Source organism: Paenibacillus marchantiophytorum, assembly GCF_014640555.1.
Lineage (GTDB): Bacteria > Bacillota > Bacilli > Paenibacillales > NBRC-103111 > Paenibacillus_E > Paenibacillus_E marchantiophytorum.
In genome coordinates, this window is record NZ_BMHE01000015.1 from 99,466 (window position 1) to 117,376 (window position 17,911).

At 44.7% G+C, this 17,911-nt stretch carries 17 protein-coding genes; all 17 read left to right on the forward strand.

Going from position 1 to position 17,911, the window contains the following annotated elements:
* Nucleotides 1-98: 98 nt before the first annotated feature.
* The 17 genes from dpsA (at nt 99) to IEY34_RS16295 (ending at nt 17,879) form a co-directional block, all read left to right on the forward strand.
* Nucleotides 99-998, forward strand: a complete 900-nt coding sequence (gene dpsA, locus IEY34_RS16215; RefSeq protein WP_189012961.1) for a dipicolinate synthase subunit DpsA — start codon at nt 99-101, stop codon at nt 996-998.
* A complete protein-coding gene (locus tag IEY34_RS16220) occupies nt 995-1,588 on the forward strand; it encodes a dipicolinate synthase subunit B (protein ID WP_189012962.1) in 594 nt (197 codons plus the stop codon). Before dpsA ends, IEY34_RS16220 begins: the two co-directional genes overlap by 4 nt.
* Before the next feature lie 36 nt (nt 1,589-1,624).
* Entirely contained in the window at nt 1,625-2,662 is a 1,038-nt protein-coding gene (locus IEY34_RS16225) for an aspartate-semialdehyde dehydrogenase (RefSeq protein ID WP_189012971.1), read from the forward strand.
* A 47-nt stretch (nt 2,663-2,709) separates the two neighbouring features.
* Nucleotides 2,710-3,927 carry an aspartate kinase gene (gene dapG, locus IEY34_RS16230; RefSeq protein ID WP_189012973.1) on the forward strand — a complete coding sequence of 406 codons (1,218 nt, stop codon included), beginning with the start codon at nt 2,710-2,712 and terminating at the stop codon, nt 3,925-3,927.
* Nucleotides 3,928-3,954: 27 nt separating this feature from the next.
* Nucleotides 3,955-4,818, forward strand: coding sequence for a 4-hydroxy-tetrahydrodipicolinate synthase (gene dapA / locus IEY34_RS16235; protein WP_189012975.1), 864 nt, complete (start codon nt 3,955-3,957; stop codon nt 4,816-4,818).
* A gap of 170 nt (nt 4,819-4,988) precedes the next feature.
* Nucleotides 4,989-6,665, forward strand: a complete 1,677-nt coding sequence (locus tag IEY34_RS16240; RefSeq protein ID WP_189012977.1) for a ribonuclease J — start codon at nt 4,989-4,991, stop codon at nt 6,663-6,665.
* 191 nt (nt 6,666-6,856) lie between these two features.
* Nucleotides 6,857-7,591, forward strand: a complete 735-nt coding sequence (locus tag IEY34_RS16245; RefSeq protein ID WP_189012979.1) for a ClpP family protease — start codon at nt 6,857-6,859, stop codon at nt 7,589-7,591.
* Nucleotides 7,588-7,827, forward strand: a complete 240-nt coding sequence (locus IEY34_RS16250; protein WP_189012981.1) for a YlzJ-like family protein — start codon at nt 7,588-7,590, stop codon at nt 7,825-7,827. Before IEY34_RS16245 ends, IEY34_RS16250 begins: the two co-directional genes overlap by 4 nt.
* Before the next feature lie 64 nt (nt 7,828-7,891).
* Entirely contained in the window at nt 7,892-10,453 is a 2,562-nt protein-coding gene (locus IEY34_RS16255; RefSeq protein WP_229757679.1) for an FtsK/SpoIIIE family DNA translocase, read from the forward strand.
* 124 nt (nt 10,454-10,577) lie between these two features.
* Nucleotides 10,578-11,360, forward strand: coding sequence for a spore cortex-lytic enzyme (gene sleB / locus IEY34_RS16260; RefSeq protein WP_189012985.1), 783 nt, complete (start codon nt 10,578-10,580; stop codon nt 11,358-11,360).
* A 100-nt stretch (nt 11,361-11,460) separates the two neighbouring features.
* Entirely contained in the window at nt 11,461-12,741 is a 1,281-nt protein-coding gene (gene yfmF, locus IEY34_RS16265; protein ID WP_189012987.1) for an EF-P 5-aminopentanol modification-associated protein YfmF, read from the forward strand.
* Nucleotides 12,742-12,744: 3 nt separating this feature from the next.
* On the forward strand, nt 12,745-14,034 hold the full coding sequence (yfmH, locus tag IEY34_RS16270) for an EF-P 5-aminopentanol modification-associated protein YfmH (protein WP_189012989.1): 1,290 nt from the start codon (nt 12,745-12,747) through the stop codon (nt 14,032-14,034).
* A complete protein-coding gene (gene ymfI / locus IEY34_RS16275; protein WP_189012991.1) occupies nt 14,031-14,792 on the forward strand; it encodes an elongation factor P 5-aminopentanone reductase in 762 nt (253 codons plus the stop codon). The genes yfmH and ymfI overlap by 4 nt, the downstream gene beginning before the upstream one ends.
* A 96-nt stretch (nt 14,793-14,888) precedes the next feature.
* Nucleotides 14,889-15,140, forward strand: coding sequence for a DUF3243 domain-containing protein (locus IEY34_RS16280; protein WP_189012993.1), 252 nt, complete (start codon nt 14,889-14,891; stop codon nt 15,138-15,140).
* A 92-nt stretch (nt 15,141-15,232) separates the two neighbouring features.
* Complete coding sequence (locus IEY34_RS16285; RefSeq protein ID WP_189012995.1) at nt 15,233-16,084, forward strand: hypothetical protein; 852 nt, start codon at nt 15,233-15,235, stop codon at nt 16,082-16,084.
* A gap of 127 nt (nt 16,085-16,211) precedes the next feature.
* Nucleotides 16,212-16,955 carry a DUF3388 domain-containing protein gene (locus IEY34_RS16290; protein ID WP_373291262.1) on the forward strand — a complete coding sequence of 248 codons (744 nt, stop codon included), beginning with the start codon at nt 16,212-16,214 and terminating at the stop codon, nt 16,953-16,955.
* 48 nt (nt 16,956-17,003) lie between these two features.
* Entirely contained in the window at nt 17,004-17,879 is an 876-nt protein-coding gene (locus tag IEY34_RS16295; RefSeq protein ID WP_189012997.1) for a helix-turn-helix domain-containing protein, read from the forward strand.
* The last annotated feature ends 32 nt before the right edge of the window (nt 17,880-17,911 follow it).

Sequence of the window (17,911 nt, forward strand, 5' to 3'; positions counted from 1 at the left end):
TTGTTTCACTGGTACGGCAGAAAAGGAATTGCACCCATCTTTAGGCGAACGCATACTATAACGTATCGAAACGGACTGAGAAAGGGGTGTAGGCAAGAATGCTTACTGGGATTTCGGTTGCATTTATGGGCGGGGACGCCCGGCAACTAGAAGTAATTCAGAAATTTACCGAGTTAGATGCAACTGTGACATTAATCGGTTTTGATAATCTCGGAAGGCAGTTCAGCGGTGTTTCAACGGCTAAACTTGACCCTGTATTACTGCAAACCGTGGACGTACTTATATTACCTGCGGTGGGAACGGATGATTCAGGACAAGTGGAATCTGTGTTCTCCAATGAAGAAATGAGATTGACCGACGAACACATGGCTGCGCTGCCCAAGCATGCCAAAGTGTACACAGGGATGGCCAAGAATTTTCTTAAAAAGCTCTGCGCTGCCCATGACATTGAAGTGATTGAGTTATTCGAACGGGATGATATTGCCATCTACAATTCTATTCCGACTGCAGAGGGTGCACTCATGATGGCGATCCAGAACACAGATATCACAATTCATGGGTCTGTTTGCATGGTTTTAGGTTTTGGACGCACAGGCTTTACAATGGCCAAAACGTTGCAAGGATTAGGGGCGGCCGTCAAGGTTGGCGTAAGGAAGCCAGAGCATTTTGCGAGAGCGTGGGAGATGGGTTTTCAGCCTTTTTATACAAAGGACTTGTACCCGGAAGTGGGGAATATTGACTTGCTTTTTAACACAATTCCGACTATGATAGTCACAGCGCAAGTTATTACCAATATCCCACATCGCGCGCTCATCATCGATTTGGCTTCTAAACCTGGTGGAACGGACTTCCGATTCGCTGAGAAAAGAGGCATTAAAGCGATGCTCGCGCCCGGTCTACCTGGCATCGTCGCCCCCAAAACAGCTGGCCGCATCATGGCAAACACATTAAGTCAGCTGATCGAGGAAGACTTCAAAGACAGGAGCGATGTGGAATGAATTGGCAAGGGAAAACGGTCGGTTATGCATTAACCGGTTCTCACTGTACGCTGGAAGAAGTCATGCCTCAGATTAAGAGATTTGTAGATGCAGGTGCACGTGTGATTCCGATTGTATCCAATTCGGTGATGACTACGGACACTCGATTTGGCAACTCTGCGGATTGGCAGCAGCAATTAAAGGATATTACAGGCAATCAGATTATCTCTTCGATTGTAGATGCAGAACCACTAGGTCCATCCAAGTTGCTTGACGTGATGGTTATTGCGCCTTGTACAGGGAATACGACTAGTAAACTAGCAAATGCAATGACTGAAAGTCCTGTACTTATGGCGGCTAAGGCCCAGATGAGAAATTTGCGTCCGTTGGTTCTAGCTATTTCTACCAATGACGGCCTAGGTTTGAATGCGATGAACATTGCTAAACTTTTAATCACCAAGAACATTTACTTCGTTCCTTATGGTCAAGACGCCCCTGGAGCCAAACCAAATTCGTTGGTAGCTCGGATGGACTTGATTATGGAAGCCTGTGAAGCTGCACTGGAAGGTAAGCAATTGCAGCCGATGATTATTGAGAGATTTCAATACTAATTTATATATAATCCTTGAAGGGGAGAAACCAGCATAATGTCGAACCAGAAGCTTTTTAATGTTGCAGTTGTAGGCGCTACAGGCGCAGTAGGAGAACAAATCATCCGTCTATTAGAAGAACGGAATTTCCCCATTAAGGAATTAAAATTGCTTTCTTCCGCCCGTTCAGCAGGCGTGAAGATTCCTTTTAAAGGTCAAGATGTGGTTGTTCAAGAAGCCACACCGGAGAGTTTTCAAGGTGTTGATATTGCATTGTTTAGTGCAGGCGGGGATGTTACCAAAGCATTAGCTCCTCATGCGGTTCAAGCGGGCACGATTTGTATTGATAACACGAGCGCATACCGTATGGATCCAGAAACGCCATTAGTTGTACCAGAAGTTAATGTTGAGAAAATCAATGAACACAAAGGAATTATTGCGAATCCGAACTGTTCCACCATCCAAATGGTTGCTACACTTAAGCCATTATATGATCGTTATGGGATTTCCCGCGTTATCGTATCTACGTACCAAGCCGTTTCCGGAGCGGGCGCCAAAGCGATTGACGAAATGCTGAGACAGTCCAAGGAAGTTCTTGAAGGCAATGATGCAAAACCAGATATTTTGCCAGTAGGTTCTCTGCCGGTCAAACATCAAATCGCCTTCAATGCGATTCCGCAAATCGACAAATTCCATGAAAATGGTTTTACGAATGAAGAAATGAAAATGATTCTTGAAACGAAAAAAATCATGGGCGATGAGTCCATTGAAGTTACAGCAACTTGTGTACGCATTCCGGTTGTTTACGGGCATTCTGAGTCCGTCTACGTGGAATTGAAAGAGGATTTTGACATTGAAGAAGTCAAAACGTTGCTGGCCAATGCTCCTGGCATTGTGCTAGTCGACAATCCGGAAGAGCAGCAATATCCACTGGCAACAGATGCAGCAGGCAAATTAGAAACTTTCGTGGGACGTGTACGTCGTGATTTGAGCAATCCCAGAGCATTAAACATGTGGATCGTTTCGGATAACCTGCTGAAAGGCGCAGCTTGGAATGCTGTGCAAATTGCTGAATATATTGCTATAGAACAATAATCAGCGCTACTGCGATTAGCAATATGCAGTGACTATGGGGGAAACTCATGCGAATCCTTGTGCAGAAATTCGGAGGTACTTCGCTTTCCACCGCTTCAGCTAGAGAACACGTTATCGGACATATTCAAGACGCACTCAATCATCCTTATCAATTAGTTGTAGTGGTATCTGCGATGGGTAGAAAAGGCGAACCTTATGCGACGGATACGCTCCTTGAGCTCGTTCGAAAGAACGGAGAGGGGCTGCCGGCGCGGGAACTCGACATGCTGATGGGCTGCGGAGAGTTAATCTCTGCAGTGCATTTGTGCAGCTTGCTGCAAGCAAATGGTATTCGTTCTACCGTTTTGACAGGTGGGCAAGCTGGCATTCATACGAATGACGAGTATGGCAACGCGAAGATACTAGCTTTGCAGCCAAACCGAATCCTCGATTTATTGGCACAGGATTTGGTTGTCATTGTGACCGGATTTCAAGGGAAATCAAGTCAGGATGAATTGACCACACTTGGCAGGGGCGGCAGTGATACGTCCGCAACAGCGCTTGGAGCAGCATTAAAAGCCGAAATCGTCGATATATTCACCGATGTGAATGGTATCATGACAGCGGATCCAAGAATTGTAGAAGATGCGAAACCGCTTGTTCGTGTTAGCTTTGCTGAGATTTGCAATATGGCTCACAATGGTGCGAAGGTCATTCATCCTCGTGCTGTTGAAGTTGCTATGCAGGCGAATATCCCAATTCGCGTGCGCTCTACGTTTTCGAAGGAAGAGGGAACATTGGTTACAGCTTCTGACAGTATGCCGAAGGAACGCAGCCAAGTAAGAGATTGTTTCGTTACAGGAATTGCCCATTTTACGAATATTACACAGATTCAAGTTGCGGCAGTAGAAGGGCAATTTGACCTTCAGCTTCGTGTGTTCAAGACGATGGCGCAGCATCAGATCAGTGTTGATTTTATTAATGTAAATCCGTCAGCGGTGGTCTATACGGTGTTTGATCATGAGGCGGAGCGAGCAGTCAAACTCCTAAGAGATCAAGGTTACGAGCCTAGGGCTTTAAGCGGGTGCGCCAAAGTTTCCGTTATCGGCGGGGGAATTAACGGTGTCCCAGGGATCATGGCACATATTGTTGAAGCCTTGACCGAAGAAGACATTCGAATCCTTCAATCAGCTGACTCGAATACAACGATTTGGGTACTTGTTCAAGGTGAAGATATGATTAAATCTGTCAAAGCCTTGCATCATAAATTTAATTTATCGAAATGAAAATAGGAAATTCAGGAGGTGCAAACGGTGGATTTCGGAAGAGTAGTCACAGCTATGGTCACTCCGTTTGACGATCAATTACAAGTCAATTGGGATCAAGTAGAACCACTTATTAACTATTTAATTGAGGATCAACAGTCGGATAGCCTTGTTATTTGCGGAACAACCGGTGAAGCGCCTACCTTAATGGATGATGAGAAACTCAAGCTTATTGAGTTATCTGTTCGCTATTCACGTGGACGCTGCAAGATTATTGCAGGCACTGGCAGTAATGATACCTCACATACGATTCACTTTTCCCAAAAGGTTGAGAAACTTGGGGTAGACGGTTTATTAATCGTAGCTCCTTACTATAACCGTCCTTCGCAAGAAGGGTTGTTTCAGCATTTCAAAGCGGTAGCTGAATCTGTTCAGACTGCGGTAATCCTGTATAACGTTCCAGGACGTACAGGCGTTAATCTAGATGCGGACACAACGGTTCGTCTTTCCCATATTTCGAATATCGTAGCCACGAAAGACTGTGCGAATACGGATCAATTGACACGCATTTTGAATGAAGCAGCGCCTGGATTCCTTGTTTACAGCGGGGATGACAGCAATGCTTTGCCTGCTTTAGCCGTGGGTTGCCAAGGAATTATCAGTGTAGCCAGTCATGTGATTGGAAAAGAAATGCAATCTATGATAAAGTATTATCTAGAAGGCAACATTCAGCAAGCTGCTGAACTTCATCGTAAGCTTCACCCTCTTTTTACCGGCATTTTCCGTGTACCGAGTCCTGCGCCAATCAAGCATGCGCTCGCACTGAAAGGGATGGAAACAGGAGGAGTAAGACTTCCGCTAGTTCGCGTATCCGAGCAAGAAGGACAATTCATCCAATCACTTTTTGTATGATAACGCCTAATGAATCGGTGCTTCCGGCATCGGTTTTCTTTTTTTGGGGAAACTAATGTAATCGGTATTAACTTGTATTTGTAGTTTTTTTTCATGTATAATGGTTGCAAGTGACTAGTTCGGTTTTTTCATTTAAAATTCGTCGTCCAATCTTAGAAGGAGGTATATTCTTGTCCAAAAAAAATATTGATAAACTTTTGATCTTCGCTCTTGGCGGCGTGGGCGAAATCGGAAAAAATATGTATTGCGTTCAGTATGCGAACGATATCATCGTCATTGATAGTGGATTGAAATTTCCAGAGGAGGACATGCTGGGGATCGACATTGTCATTCCGGATATCGGCTACTTAACAGAGAATCGGGATAAAGTACGCGGAATTATTATCACGCACGGCCATGAAGATCACATCGGCGGCTTACCTTATGTGCTTAAGCACCTTAATGTTCCTTTGTATGCAACTAAGCTAACAATGGGGCTTATCGAAGCTAAGCTGAAAGAGGCGAATTTGCTCGGAACTACGAACAGAATCGTTATTAACTCAGAAACTGTTCTTTCCTTAGGTGTACTTACGGCTTCGTTCTTCAAAACAAATCACAGCATTCCTGATTCTGTTGGTGTCGCTTTGGACACACCAGAAGGCGTAGTTGTTCACACAGGAGATTTCAAATTTGATCAAACACCTGTGAATGATCAATATGCGGACTTGCACCGTATGGCAGAAATCGGGAAGAAAGGCGTTCTTGCCTTGCTTTCCGATAGTACGAATGCAGAACGTCCAGGCTACACTGGCTCTGAGCGCAGTGTTGGAATTGAAATTGAAGAAGTTTTCCGTAAAGCTAAGCAAAGAGTTGTTATCGCGACATTCGCTTCGAACATTCACCGTGTACAACAGGTGTTCGATGCAGCCGCGGCAACAAATCGTAAAGTAACGGTAATCGGTCGCAGTATGGTGAACGTAGTTTCGATTGCTAGCGAGTTAGGGTACTTGCACATTCCGGACGGCATGCTTATTGAGCCTGAAGAAGTGAACAAGCTTGCTGCTGACCGTGTGGTTATTCTTTCAACAGGAAGCCAAGGCGAGCCGATGTCTGCGTTAACAAGAATGGCACGTTCCACTCATCGTAAAATCGATATTTTACCGGGTGATACGGTTATTATTGCAGCGACGCCAATTCCGGGCAATGAGCGTTATGTAGGGCGTACCGTTGATGAGCTATTCCGAATTGGTGCTAATGTCATTTACGGACCAGGTTCTGTAACTGGTGTCCACGTATCTGGTCACGGCAGCCAAGAAGAATTGAAATTAATGCTCAATCTGATAAAGCCTAAATATTTTATTCCGATTCATGGCGAATATCGCATGCTGCGTCAACATGCCATTCTTGCCGAATCTGTCGGCATTCCTAAAGAAGATATTTTTATGTGCGATATCGGCGACACAGTAGAAGTTCAGCACGGAGTTGCTCGCAAAGGCTCTAAAGTTCAAAGCGGCAACATTCTGATTGATGGACTCGGTGTAGGAGATGTAGGCAACATCGTGTTGCGCGACCGTAAGCTGCTGTCTCAAGATGGTATTCTGGTGGTCGTCGTTACACTAAGCAAACAAGATGGCAAAATCTTATCCGGACCGGATATTATCTCCCGTGGATTCGTCTATGTACGTGAATCTGAGGGTCTCTTGGAAGAAGCCAATCGTATTGTAACAAATACATTAACGAAATTAATGAACGAAAATGTAAATGAATGGGCATCTTTAAAAACAAACGTGAAAGATGTTCTCGGACGTTTTTTATATGAACAAACCAGAAGAAGACCAATGATCCTTCCTATTATCATGGAAGTCTAGGCTCGAACAGTCACTTGAACCTATGCAAATAGTAAAGCTCTCTCCGAATTCGGAGGGGGCTTTTTTCAATGTCGAGGGAACGACTTTCGATGCATGAAAGAACGCAAATTTATTCATACTATGGGAGATTATGATCCGTACATGCATAGCCGTCCAATTGGCCTAGGGCAGTACGACAAGGGGGAATTCGAGTGGCAGCATCAACAGGACCGAAGCAGCAAGAGCCGGAAACAGAGGAAGGGAAAAAGAACCCCGTCCTCGAGAATATTCAACAGTTGGGCCAAACCAATACACTTTCAGGCGAATCTAATATTTTCTGCCTTACGATTATTGGACAAGTGGAAGGGCATATCGTACTCCCACCTCAAAATAAGACAACAAAATATGAGCATTTAATTCCACAGCTCGTGGCAGCTGAGCAAAATCCGAAAATTGAAGGCGTCATGATTATCCTCAATACGGTGGGAGGAGACGTTGAAGCAGGTTTAGCCATTGCAGAGATGGTGGCTACGCTGTCCAAACCGACTATTGCCCTCGTGCTAGGCGGGGGACATAGCATAGGGGTTCCAATTGCCGTCTCAGCGAATTATTCCATTATCGCGGAAACGGCAACAATGACGATCCATCCGATCCGATTGAATGGGTTAATTATCGGCGTTCCTCAAACGTTTGAATATTTGGATAAAATGCAGGAGCGTGTCGTTCGATTTGTAACGAAACATTCCAATGTGACGGAAGATAAATTTAAAGAGCTAATGTTCAAAACGGGAGAGCTCACGAGAGATATCGGAACTACCGTTATTGGGGTTGATGCCGTTAAATATGGTCTAATTGATCAAGTCGGTGGCATCGGAGATGCCATTCGAGAGCTGAATAAGCGGATTGATGCTAAGAAAGCATCTCCCAATGGAGGATTGGTGCAATGATTCATTACTCTGTGCTGCCAATGGAAGTGGTATTTGAGGGGATCGAGACCTACGAGCCCAAGTATCTGGAGATCGAGCAAGGCGGCATATCGATGCAGATAGAACCTATTAGCGGCTTTCAAGCACGCATAGTAAGACTATACAGTTGCAATCCTCAGGACTATTTAAATCGTCAATATGCCCCTGGAACTATTATTTCCTATAGTCCTTTTCCGGAGGCGACTTCATCTATTTAAAGCGCTGTTCCTGTATCATCACCCAAGTCCAATATGGTATAATGTGGACTTGGGGGTGACAAGTGTGGCGAAACGCAAGAAAAAAGGCAAGGCATTAAAAACGAGCTTGTTATTCGAGTTGTATGGTATTCTAATCCTGATTTTTTCCGTCATTGCACTTGCGCATCAAGGGCATGTTGGGAATTCTTTGGTGTATCTTTTTCGATTTTTCGTGGGAACGTGGTATTCGCTAATACCGCTGATTTTCATATATGTGGCTTTGTATGCCATGATCAAGAGAGCTTGGCCGGAAATGATAACACCCAAGAAAGCAGGCATTTTGCTGTTTATTCTGGGACTTTTGATTAAAAATCAAATCGATTTGTTTGCCCAATTGTATCCGGACGGCGGGTTTGCCTCTGGTAAAGTCATCTCGTCGACTTGGACGGCTATGTTGGAAGGATTGCATCCAACAGACGCAGGAAAAGCAGCGCTCGAGTATGGTATCGGCGGTGGGATGATTGGCGCATTCTTGTATAGTATTTTGTATTTCTTATTCGACTATTTGGGAGCAAGGCTAATCCAATATGCGTTATTTGTGATTGGCTTTATCTTAGCCACGGGCATTTCTTATATAGATATGGGGAATGTCATTCGAGGCAGATTCAGTAATGTGGGCCAGAATTTCAGAGATAAGATGAAAGAATGGCTGCAGGATCGTGAATCGGGTCAGCCCCAAACGGCAACAGCAGGAGTTAGTGAGCGAAAGACTAAGAAGCCTACTTACGTACCGGTTGATGATGAATTTGATGAAGAGGTTTTCCAGCCAGTCAAGAAGGCCAAGAAATCTCCATTATTCATGGAACTGCTTCGACCTATCAAGGAGGGACGCAAGAAAGCTGCTGTTCGTGAGAGCGATGTGAGTGACGATAACGAATCGAATGATCTGGATTCCACTGAAACCGCGGAGAAGGTTGTGTATAAGTCCAACGAAGCGAGAGCTGAGTCTGTACCAATGGATGAGGATGTGCCGGTTACACCGATTATTCGTGATTTTCAGGAGCAGGTATTCCAGGAAGCTCAACAAGCAGTTACCCAGCCCGCTGCGATTCCGATAACGCCTTCACAGCCAGTTAAGCCTCAATCCGCTGCTGCAACTGGAGATTCAGGGGACGAACCAGTGACGCTGGAATTCCAGGACGCCGTACCTGTTGTCCAAACGCGACCATATGAAATGCCTTCGCTTGATTTGCTTGCCAAACCTGCTGTAGGCAAAGGCAGTGAAATTTCAGACTACAAAGCGAACGCAAGGAAGCTGGAAGCAACGCTAGAGAGCTTTGGTGTTCGTGCCAAAGTGCTTGAGGTAGTCAGAGGACCAGCAGTAACTCGTTACGAGATACAGCCTGACGTCGGGGTTAAAGTCAGTCGAATCGTTTCTTTAACCGATGATATTGCCTTAGCGCTAGCGGCCAAAGATATTCGAATGGAAGCGCCGATTCCCGGCAAAGCCGCGATCGGAATTGAAGTGCCGAATTTAGAGGTTTCTGTCGTGACAATGCGAGAAGTCATGGAAACGTCCGCTTTTCAGGAATCCAGTTCACGATTATCTGTCGTTTTGGGAAGGGATATTTCTGGACAACCTATTGTGGGCAATCTGGCAAGAATGCCTCATCTACTCGTAGCAGGGGCCACAGGTTCAGGAAAATCCGTGTGTATTAACGGGATTATTACGAGTATTTTATACAAAGCCAAACCGAATGAAGTCAAGTTTCTTATGATTGACCCTAAGATGGTTGAATTAAATGTGTATAATGGGATACCGCATCTGCTAGCACCGGTTGTAACAGATCCTCGTAGAGCGTCGCTGGCGCTCAAAAAAGTCGTCGTTGAGATGGAGAAGCGCTATGAGCTGTTCTCGAAGAGCGGAACGCGCAATATTGAGGGCTACAATACCATGCTCATAGAGAGCGGCACTGCACCACCGCTTCCTTACTATGTCGTCATCGTAGATGAGTTAGCGGACTTGATGATGGTCGCTGCGAACGATGTTGAGGATTCGATCTGTCGTCTAGCCCAAATGGCCCGTGCGGCAGGCATACATTTAATTATTGCCACGCAGAGACCGTCTGTTGACGTTATTACAGGGGTCATTAAAGCCAATATTCCTTCCCGTATTGCTTTTGGCGTATCGTCTCAAGTGGATTCACGAACAATCTTGGATATGGTTGGCGCGGAGAAACTGTTAGGCCGAGGGGACATGCTTTACTTGCCTGTAGGTGCTTCCAAGCCAGTTCGTGTGCAAGGGGCCTTTTTATCAGATCAAGAGGTTGAACATGTCGTGGGCTTTGTACGTACACAGGAACAAGCTAATTATCAAGAAGAAATGGTTCCGCACGTAGAAGAAATGCCAGATCAGCAGAATGAGTTCGAGGATGAACTTTATGATCAAGCTGTTCAAATCGTCCTGGAAGCCAAGCAAGCATCCGTATCGCTGCTGCAGCGCCGGATGAGAGTCGGCTACACCCGTGCCGCAAGACTGGTTGATTCGATGGAAGCCAAAGGTGTCGTAGGTCCCTATGAGGGAAGTAAGCCTCGTGAGGTGCTAATGTCCATAGAACAATATCAACATAATCGGATAAGTTCGTAACAGAAATAAGGATTTGAACAAGCACTCTCCTCAGGAGAGTGTTTTTATTTGCATAAACAGCGACTCCCTTTCTCATAATAAGCAAGAAAAGGCTGTAATTTGAAAAGTGAGGTTGAGAAGGGGAATGAATAAACGACTAATCGTACTTACCTTTTGTATTGTTTTCGTACTTGTTGTCGCTTTTCAGTTAAAAGGAAAGTTTAATCCGCCTGCCGAAGAAACGTTCAGTAAAAATGAAATCCGTTATGGTGCCACTGGATCCGATGTCAACGAGCTGCAAGGTCGATTGAAGTTCATTGGCTTTTATAATGGCAGTATAGACGGAGATTATGGGTATAAGACGTTGACGGCGGTCAAACGATTCCAAGGCGAATTTGGGATGACAGTGGATGGCATTGTTGGAGCCAAAACAAAACTCAGGTTATGGGAAGCGACGAAGAATTGGAAGCCTACCGCGCCTCCAGCAACCGGTGGTTCTGGGAATAACGAAAGTGAGAAAGTCACCACGGATCAAAAGCCCGCGAATTTGACCCCCTCGAACAACCTGGGACTATCCGAACAAGATATTAATCTCATGGCTAATGCAGTTAATGGCGAGGCGCGCGGAGAACCTTATGTGGGTCAAGTTGCGGTAGCTGCGGTTATCCTGAATCGGGTGAAATCGGCCAGTTTTCCCAATACGGTATCCGGTGTTATCTTTCAACCAGGGGCGTTCACTGCCGTGGCAGATGGACAAATCTGGCTTACACCAAGTGAATCAACGAAGAAGGCCGTTAAGGATGCTTTGAACGGATGGGATCCAACAGGGGGTTGTATCTATTATTTCAATCCAGCAACGGCCACCTCGAAATGGATTTGGAGCAGACCGCAAGTGAAGAATATCGGAAAGCATATTTTTTGCAAATAATTTAGAAGCGGACAAGGAGAAGGAACCAGCTTTGGTTGCTTCTCCTCTTCGTATAGGAATATAATGGATGATATCACGGACATAGAAGGGAGACAGACCTTTGGAGCATATACAATTTGAGCGTCGTACTTGGAATCATATTCGATTGCATGTACTTCCCACAGATCGATTCAAGACATTTGCGATTTCAGTGTACATAGGCCGTCCCTTAGGGGAAGAGACAGTTACGAATACGGCTTTGACACCGTTTGTCCTGCGCAGAGGAACTGCGCTGCGCCCGGAAACGAAGCAATTTCGCGAGCATTTGGATGATCTCTACGGAGCTGGTTTTGGCTTTGATATTTATAAGCGGGGCGATTATCAAATCGTACAGCTGCGCATGGATATTATCAACGATCGATTCGTGAAGTCTGCGCAGTCCTTATTACAGCAAGGATTGGACTTTGTTGGGGAAACATTAACGAAACCGGCCACGGAAAATGGTCATTTCCGCCAGAAGTATGTTGATTCAGAGAAACAGACGCTCCAAAAGCGAATTGAATCCGTCATTAATGATAAAATTCGTTACGCGGCAGAGCGCTGTATGGAAGAAATGTGCGCCGATGAGCCATACCGCCTTCATCCGCTCGGCAAAATTTCCGACCTTGACCGCATTAATTCGGAGCAGCTCTACGAACAATATAGAGTGTGGCTGCAAACCGCTCCGATCGATATCTATGTCGTGGGAAATACAACCTTGACCGAGGTAGAAGATATTGTAAAAGGGGCATTCGCCATTGACCGCAAGGAAGATGTCAGTTACCTCACTTCAGAACCCCGCGGTGCAAGCGGTGAAGTGAAGACAATTGTTGAACGACTGGATGTCAATCAAGGCAAATTGAACTTAGGCTTACGCACAAATCTTTCCTATCGGGATGACAAGTATCCGGTTGCGCTTATGTATAACGGTGTTTTGGGCGGTTATCCGCACTCCAAACTGTTTATAAATGTTCGTGAAAAGGCGAGTCTTGCTTATTATGCTTCTTCGCGTTTTGATGGCCATAAAGGTATTTTGACTATTCAATCCGGGATTGAAATGGCCAACTATGAGAAAGCGGTTGATATTATCCGTAAACAGCTTTCCGCCATGGAGCAAGGTGAGATTAATGACACTGAAATGAGTCAAACCAAAGCGATGATTTCCAATCAGCTGCGTGAAATTCAAGACTCCGCTTTCGAACTTATTTCATTTGATTTCAATGCGATTTTATCCGGAAAAGAACGTTCGGTTTCTGGATTGATCGAAGCTGTGGAGCAGGTTGATGTGCCGGCAATTGCTGAAGCTGCCAAACGTGTTCAGTTGGACACGATTTACTTTTTGCGGGACCAGAAGGGAGAGTAGACCATGCAGGTAATTCCTTATCCACACTTGGGTGAAACCATATATCACGAAAAGCTTGATAACGGGCTACATGTGTTTGTTCTTCCTAAGGAAGGTTTTCAGAAAACATATGCTACATTCACGACCCAATACGGTTCGATCGATAATTATTTTCAAGTTACTGGCAAAGATGCGGTTCGAGTTCCGGATGGCATAGCTCATTTCTTGGAGCACAAAATGTTTGAAGAACCAGAAGGTGATATCTTTGCTACCTTTGCTTCCAATGGGGCTTCTGCGAATGCCTTTACAAGTTTTGATCGAACAGCGTATTTGTTCTCGTCCACCGATCATTATTTAGAAAACTTAACGACATTAATTAATTTTGTTCAAAACCCTTATTTTACAGATGAAAATGTGGAGAAAGAAAAGGGGATCATCGGTCAGGAAATCAAAATGTACGAGGATAATGCGGACTGGAGAAGTTATTACGGTTTGATTGAATCTCTCTACGCGAAACATCCCATTCATATTGATATTGCTGGAACCGTAGCGTCGATAGCCGAAATCACCAAAGAAACACTGTATGAGTGTTATCACACCTTTTATCATCCGAGCAATATGAGTTTGTTTGTCGTAGGCGGGGTGGACGCTCAGGAAGTTCTCTCCCTAGTCAAAGCCAATCAAGCTGCCAAAAGCTTTCCGCCACAAGGAAGTATCGAACGGTTTTTTCCGGACGAACCGCTTGACGTGAACGAAGCCCGCCGAATTATCAACTTGCCTGTATCGATGCCTAAGTGTCTAATGGGCTTCAAGGAAGCTGCGCCTGCCGTAATAGGCAAGGAACTTCTGGTCAGAGAGCTTACAACCAAGCTCATGCTGGACGTACTCTTCAGTTCTAGCTCGGAGATCTATCAGGCGTTGTATGATGAGCAATTGATTTCAGATAATTTCGGTCATGAATTTAACTGCAGTGAAGGTTACGCGTTCTCCATACTTGGCGGTGATACCAAAGATCCAGAGGGGCTCGTTGCACGAATTCGCGAAGAAATCGAAAAGCGCAAAGATGCTGGCTTGGATCAGGTTACCTTTGAGCGGAGCCGCAAAAAGAAAATCGGTAATTTCCTGCGGATGATGAACTCTCCGGAATCGATTGCCAATGAATTTACGAAATATCGGTTCAAAGACATCGATTTGTTTGATATTTTGCCGGTCTACGAGCAGATTACATTGGATGATGTGAATCAGCGCTTCCGCGATCATTTTGACTGGAGCAAACTAGCTGTTTCTATCGTAAAAAGTCGTGATGTGACGTGATCTTAACACCAAGTAAACCCTTTAGTGAACAAACGGTTCTTGTGACTGGCGCAAGCAGAGGGATCGGTGCTGCAATTGCTGAACGCTTCGCCGCGGTAGGCATGAATGTCGTTATTCATTATCGTGAATCACATGAAGCGGCGAATGAAGTAGCGAGGTCCTGTATGAAACACGGCGCGAAAGTAATGACCGTTTCTGCAGATGTGAAATCACGAGATCAAATTTATAAAATGCAGGAAATACTTGAACAAAAAAGCATGATCCCTGATATTGTCGTGAACAATGCGGGAATTTCCTTATATGGCATGTTGGCTGACGTAACCGAAGAGGATTGGGACACCGTCATGGGTGTGAATCTCAAAGGTGCTTTTCTGTGTACGCAAACCTTTATGGGAGCCATGGTGAAGCAGAAGTATGGCCGGATTATCAATGTATCATCCATCTGGGGCATTTCTGGTGCTTCCTGTGAAGTTGTTTATTCAACAGCCAAAGGAGGACTCAACGCCTTTACCAAAGCTTTAGCGAAGGAGTTGGCACCGTCAGGCGTTACAGTGAATGCCGTAGCCCCTGGTGCTGTGCATACGGAAATGATGGCTGGTTTTCAACCTGAGGAGCGGGAAGCCATTGAGAATGAAATTCCAGTGGGTCGGTTTGCATTGCCAGATGAAGTAGCTTCTCTTGTCTATTTCTTGGCCCTGCCGGAGTCTGGTTATATTACTGGGCAAATTATCAGTCCAAATGGTGGATGGCTAACCTAAGTTTACGCGAAGAAGCCTTGTGCATAATTATTGAGCGGGAAGCGAATATTACGTATGTAATGACCATTTCTCATAACTCAAAGGAGGCTTCTTACAATGGGTACAGTTCTTAAAGTATTTGATAAGTGGAAAGAGTTTCTTGCTGAACGTGTGAGTCAAGCGGGGCATGCAGGGATGAGTGAGGAAACGATTTCCAAGCTCGCTTTTCAAATCGGTGAATTCTTATCTGATAAAGTAGATCCTGGAAATGAGCAAGAACGAGTGCTCAAGGAGCTATGGGATGCAGGGGATGAGCAAGAAAAACGGACGATTGCCCGACTCATGGTAAAATTAGTAGACAAAGGTTAATAACCGTTTTACAATTCAATAAGGTACTATGTGAAAGCCTCCTCTTTCGGAGGCTTTTGCATGCTTTCAAAGGTAGAAAGGAAACGAATGGCATGGTTAACAAACAGTTTATGCTCTTGTTCATACTTTTCATATTGATCGTTACAGGCTGTGGAAATCGGGGGATTCCTGTCATTAAACAGGACGTTATGGACAAGAAAGTGTCCGTCTTAATGCTCTCCAGCCCCCGTTTATCGGATGCAGCCAAGCAGTCAATTGGCCAAGCATTGCTTAATTGGAGAGGTGAACATTTTATCGCTTTTGATTGGATCAAAGATGTGAACAGCCTAGATGATAGTGTTGGCGCCAAGCTGAAAGCAAACACATATGATTACATATATGTCATTGGGAATGAACTAATCGGGCCGGCCAATGGGTTGATTGCTCAAGGTCTAACAACAGGGAAATGGACATTGTTACAGAGTCAGCTAGACAGCAATGGAAGCGTAAGCACTGTAAGCGACCAAGCCTCCACATGGCAAATCGATGCACAGCAGGTTGAGAATTTGAAAACGAAGCGAATTCAAGATCTATTGGCGCAGAAGGCAACCGTTGAATGGGTGACGCGCAGTGATCGTCCCATACCATCCGTGTGGGCTCCTTCTGAGGAAGCGGATCATATTGTGCTGCTGGACAACAATGACCAGTGGTTTCAGCAATTATCCTTTCAGACGAAGCAGCATTTCGCTAATTGGGTTATCTTTTACACGCCTGTAACAGAAGCCCAAGTACAAAAAGCGAAAACATTAGGTGTCTCTGTCTTGGATATTTCGAACGCTTTATCAGCTGAACTCAACTGGATTGAAATTTTGAACAACCGGTTAGCGATGATGACGAATCATGGATGGCAGAAAGGCAGCTTTCCTTACAGTGAGAAAGAGCTTTTAGAACTAAAAATCAAATAATTTTGTGATTTGCATGAGTCTTTAGAAGGATTTTGACGAAAATTGTAGAAATTATATAACATGGGTAACATACATTTGTTACAGATATGGTGATGAGGTGGAACGATTGGACGTTAAAGAGTGGTATATGGAGTACAAGATTCATAAGAACCGTCCTGGTTTGCTAGGGGACATTGCTTCCTTAATGGGGATGCTGGATATTAATATCGTGACGATCAATGGGGTGGAAGATCGCACCCGTGGCATGTTGCTTCAAACCAATGATGAAGAAAAAATTGACTTAATGGGTAAAATGTTGAGAAAAGTAGATAATATTACTATTACGGCATTAAGACCGCCTAAATTGGTTGATATTTTGGCAGTTCGTCATGGCCGATATATTGAACGCGATTCCGATGATCGCAAAACGTTTCGTTTTACAAGGGATGAATTGGGGCTGCTCGTAGATTTCTTAGGTGAAATTTTCAAACGGGAAGGCAACCAAGTAGTCGGTCTCAGAGGGATGCCGCGTGTAGGTAAAACCGAGTCCATTATTGCTGGAAGTGTCTGCGCCAATAAGCGCTGGACGTTCGTGTCTTCAACGTTGTTGAGACAAACCGTTCGCAGTCAACTGTCCGAGGATGAAATGACCCCTAATAATGTCTATATCATCGATGGCATCGTCTCGACCATTCGTTCCAATGAGAAGCACTACAGCCTATTGCAGGATATCATGGGCATGCCATCTACGAAGGTGATTGAGCATCCAGATATATTCATCCGTGAATCTGAATACACATATAATCACTTTGATTATATTATTGAGCTGCGAAATAGTCCGGATGAGGAAATTAATTACGACTCATTTACGTATACGTCCGAACCTTTTTAAGATTATAAACGTCATTAACTAATATAAAGCCTACGGGGAGGTGACCATATGTCTGATCTAGGATTCATTTTACGCAAAACACGATTGGAAAAAAAGATATCGCTCGATGATCTTCAAGAAGTCACAAAAATTCGCAAACGGTACTTAGAAGCTATTGAAGAAGGAAATTACAAGGTACTGCCTGGCAGCTTTTATGTGCGAGCTTTCATTAAGAGCTATGCGGAAGCAGTAGGTCTTGATCCGACCGAAGTGCTGAACATGTATCAATCGACGAATCCATCCCCGGTAACAGAGAAGCCTGTAGTAGAAAATATACGCAAGAACAGAACGAGCGTTCGCAATACGGAGAAATTAAGCCGTTGGGCCTCTAGCGTCATGTTTATCTGCTTTATTCTGTTAATTTTTGGGATCGTCTACTATTATACATATAAGAATTATAAAGGGACGCCTGCGGACGAAAAGCCTGCTCAAACGCAGTCTTCGAAAATAACAAACTCAACAAGTCCTGCGGCAGGCACGAACTCCACGAATTCTACAACTGCATCCAGTGATGGTAAAGTGGCACCTCTTTCGACTGCAACACCATCTCCGACTCCGACTCCATCTGCCGTACAAGTGAAGTTCAGTAGTAATGAGAAGGGTGTAGACAATTACATCATTACGGGCACTGCAAATTTGAATATTCAATTGAAGATTACAGGATCTTGTTGGATTCGTGTCGATTCCTTGACAGAAGGCGGCAAAGATATGCTTAGACAGAAGCTTTACAAAGCCGGGGATACCGATACATTTGACATCGCAACTTCTGCTTATCTCAATGTTGGTGCTGCTAGCGCAGTGGAGCTTAGCGTGAACGGCACGGTTGTACCTGTCGGTGACACGCCAAACCCTAAACGCGTCCAGCTCAATTTGCAAAAAAACTAGCATTTTGGCGCTTCCTGCGCTTTCCCGGGTAA

What these genes read in the sequence shown, in the direction of transcription:
- IEY34_RS16285 (WP_189012995.1), top strand. Translation starts at nt 15,233, where the DNA reads ATGGTTAACAAACAGTTTATGCTCTTGTTCATACTTTTCATATTGATC.
- IEY34_RS16290 (WP_373291262.1), top strand. Translation starts at nt 16,212, where the DNA reads ATGGAGTACAAGATTCATAAGAACCGTCCTGGTTTGCTAGGGGACATT.
- IEY34_RS16225 (WP_189012971.1), top strand. Translation starts at nt 1,625, where the DNA reads ATGTCGAACCAGAAGCTTTTTAATGTTGCAGTTGTAGGCGCTACAGGC.
- sleB (WP_189012985.1), top strand. Translation starts at nt 10,578, where the DNA reads ATGAATAAACGACTAATCGTACTTACCTTTTGTATTGTTTTCGTACTT.
- IEY34_RS16280 (WP_189012993.1), top strand. Translation starts at nt 14,889, where the DNA reads ATGGGTACAGTTCTTAAAGTATTTGATAAGTGGAAAGAGTTTCTTGCT.
- dapG (WP_189012973.1), top strand. Translation starts at nt 2,710, where the DNA reads ATGCGAATCCTTGTGCAGAAATTCGGAGGTACTTCGCTTTCCACCGCT.
- IEY34_RS16220 (WP_189012962.1), top strand. Translation starts at nt 995, where the DNA reads ATGAATTGGCAAGGGAAAACGGTCGGTTATGCATTAACCGGTTCTCAC.
- dpsA (WP_189012961.1), top strand. Translation starts at nt 99, where the DNA reads ATGCTTACTGGGATTTCGGTTGCATTTATGGGCGGGGACGCCCGGCAA.
- yfmH (WP_189012989.1), top strand. Translation starts at nt 12,745, where the DNA reads ATGCAGGTAATTCCTTATCCACACTTGGGTGAAACCATATATCACGAA.
- IEY34_RS16295 (WP_189012997.1), top strand. Translation starts at nt 17,004, where the DNA reads ATGTCTGATCTAGGATTCATTTTACGCAAAACACGATTGGAAAAAAAG.
- IEY34_RS16250 (WP_189012981.1), top strand. Translation starts at nt 7,588, where the DNA reads ATGATTCATTACTCTGTGCTGCCAATGGAAGTGGTATTTGAGGGGATC.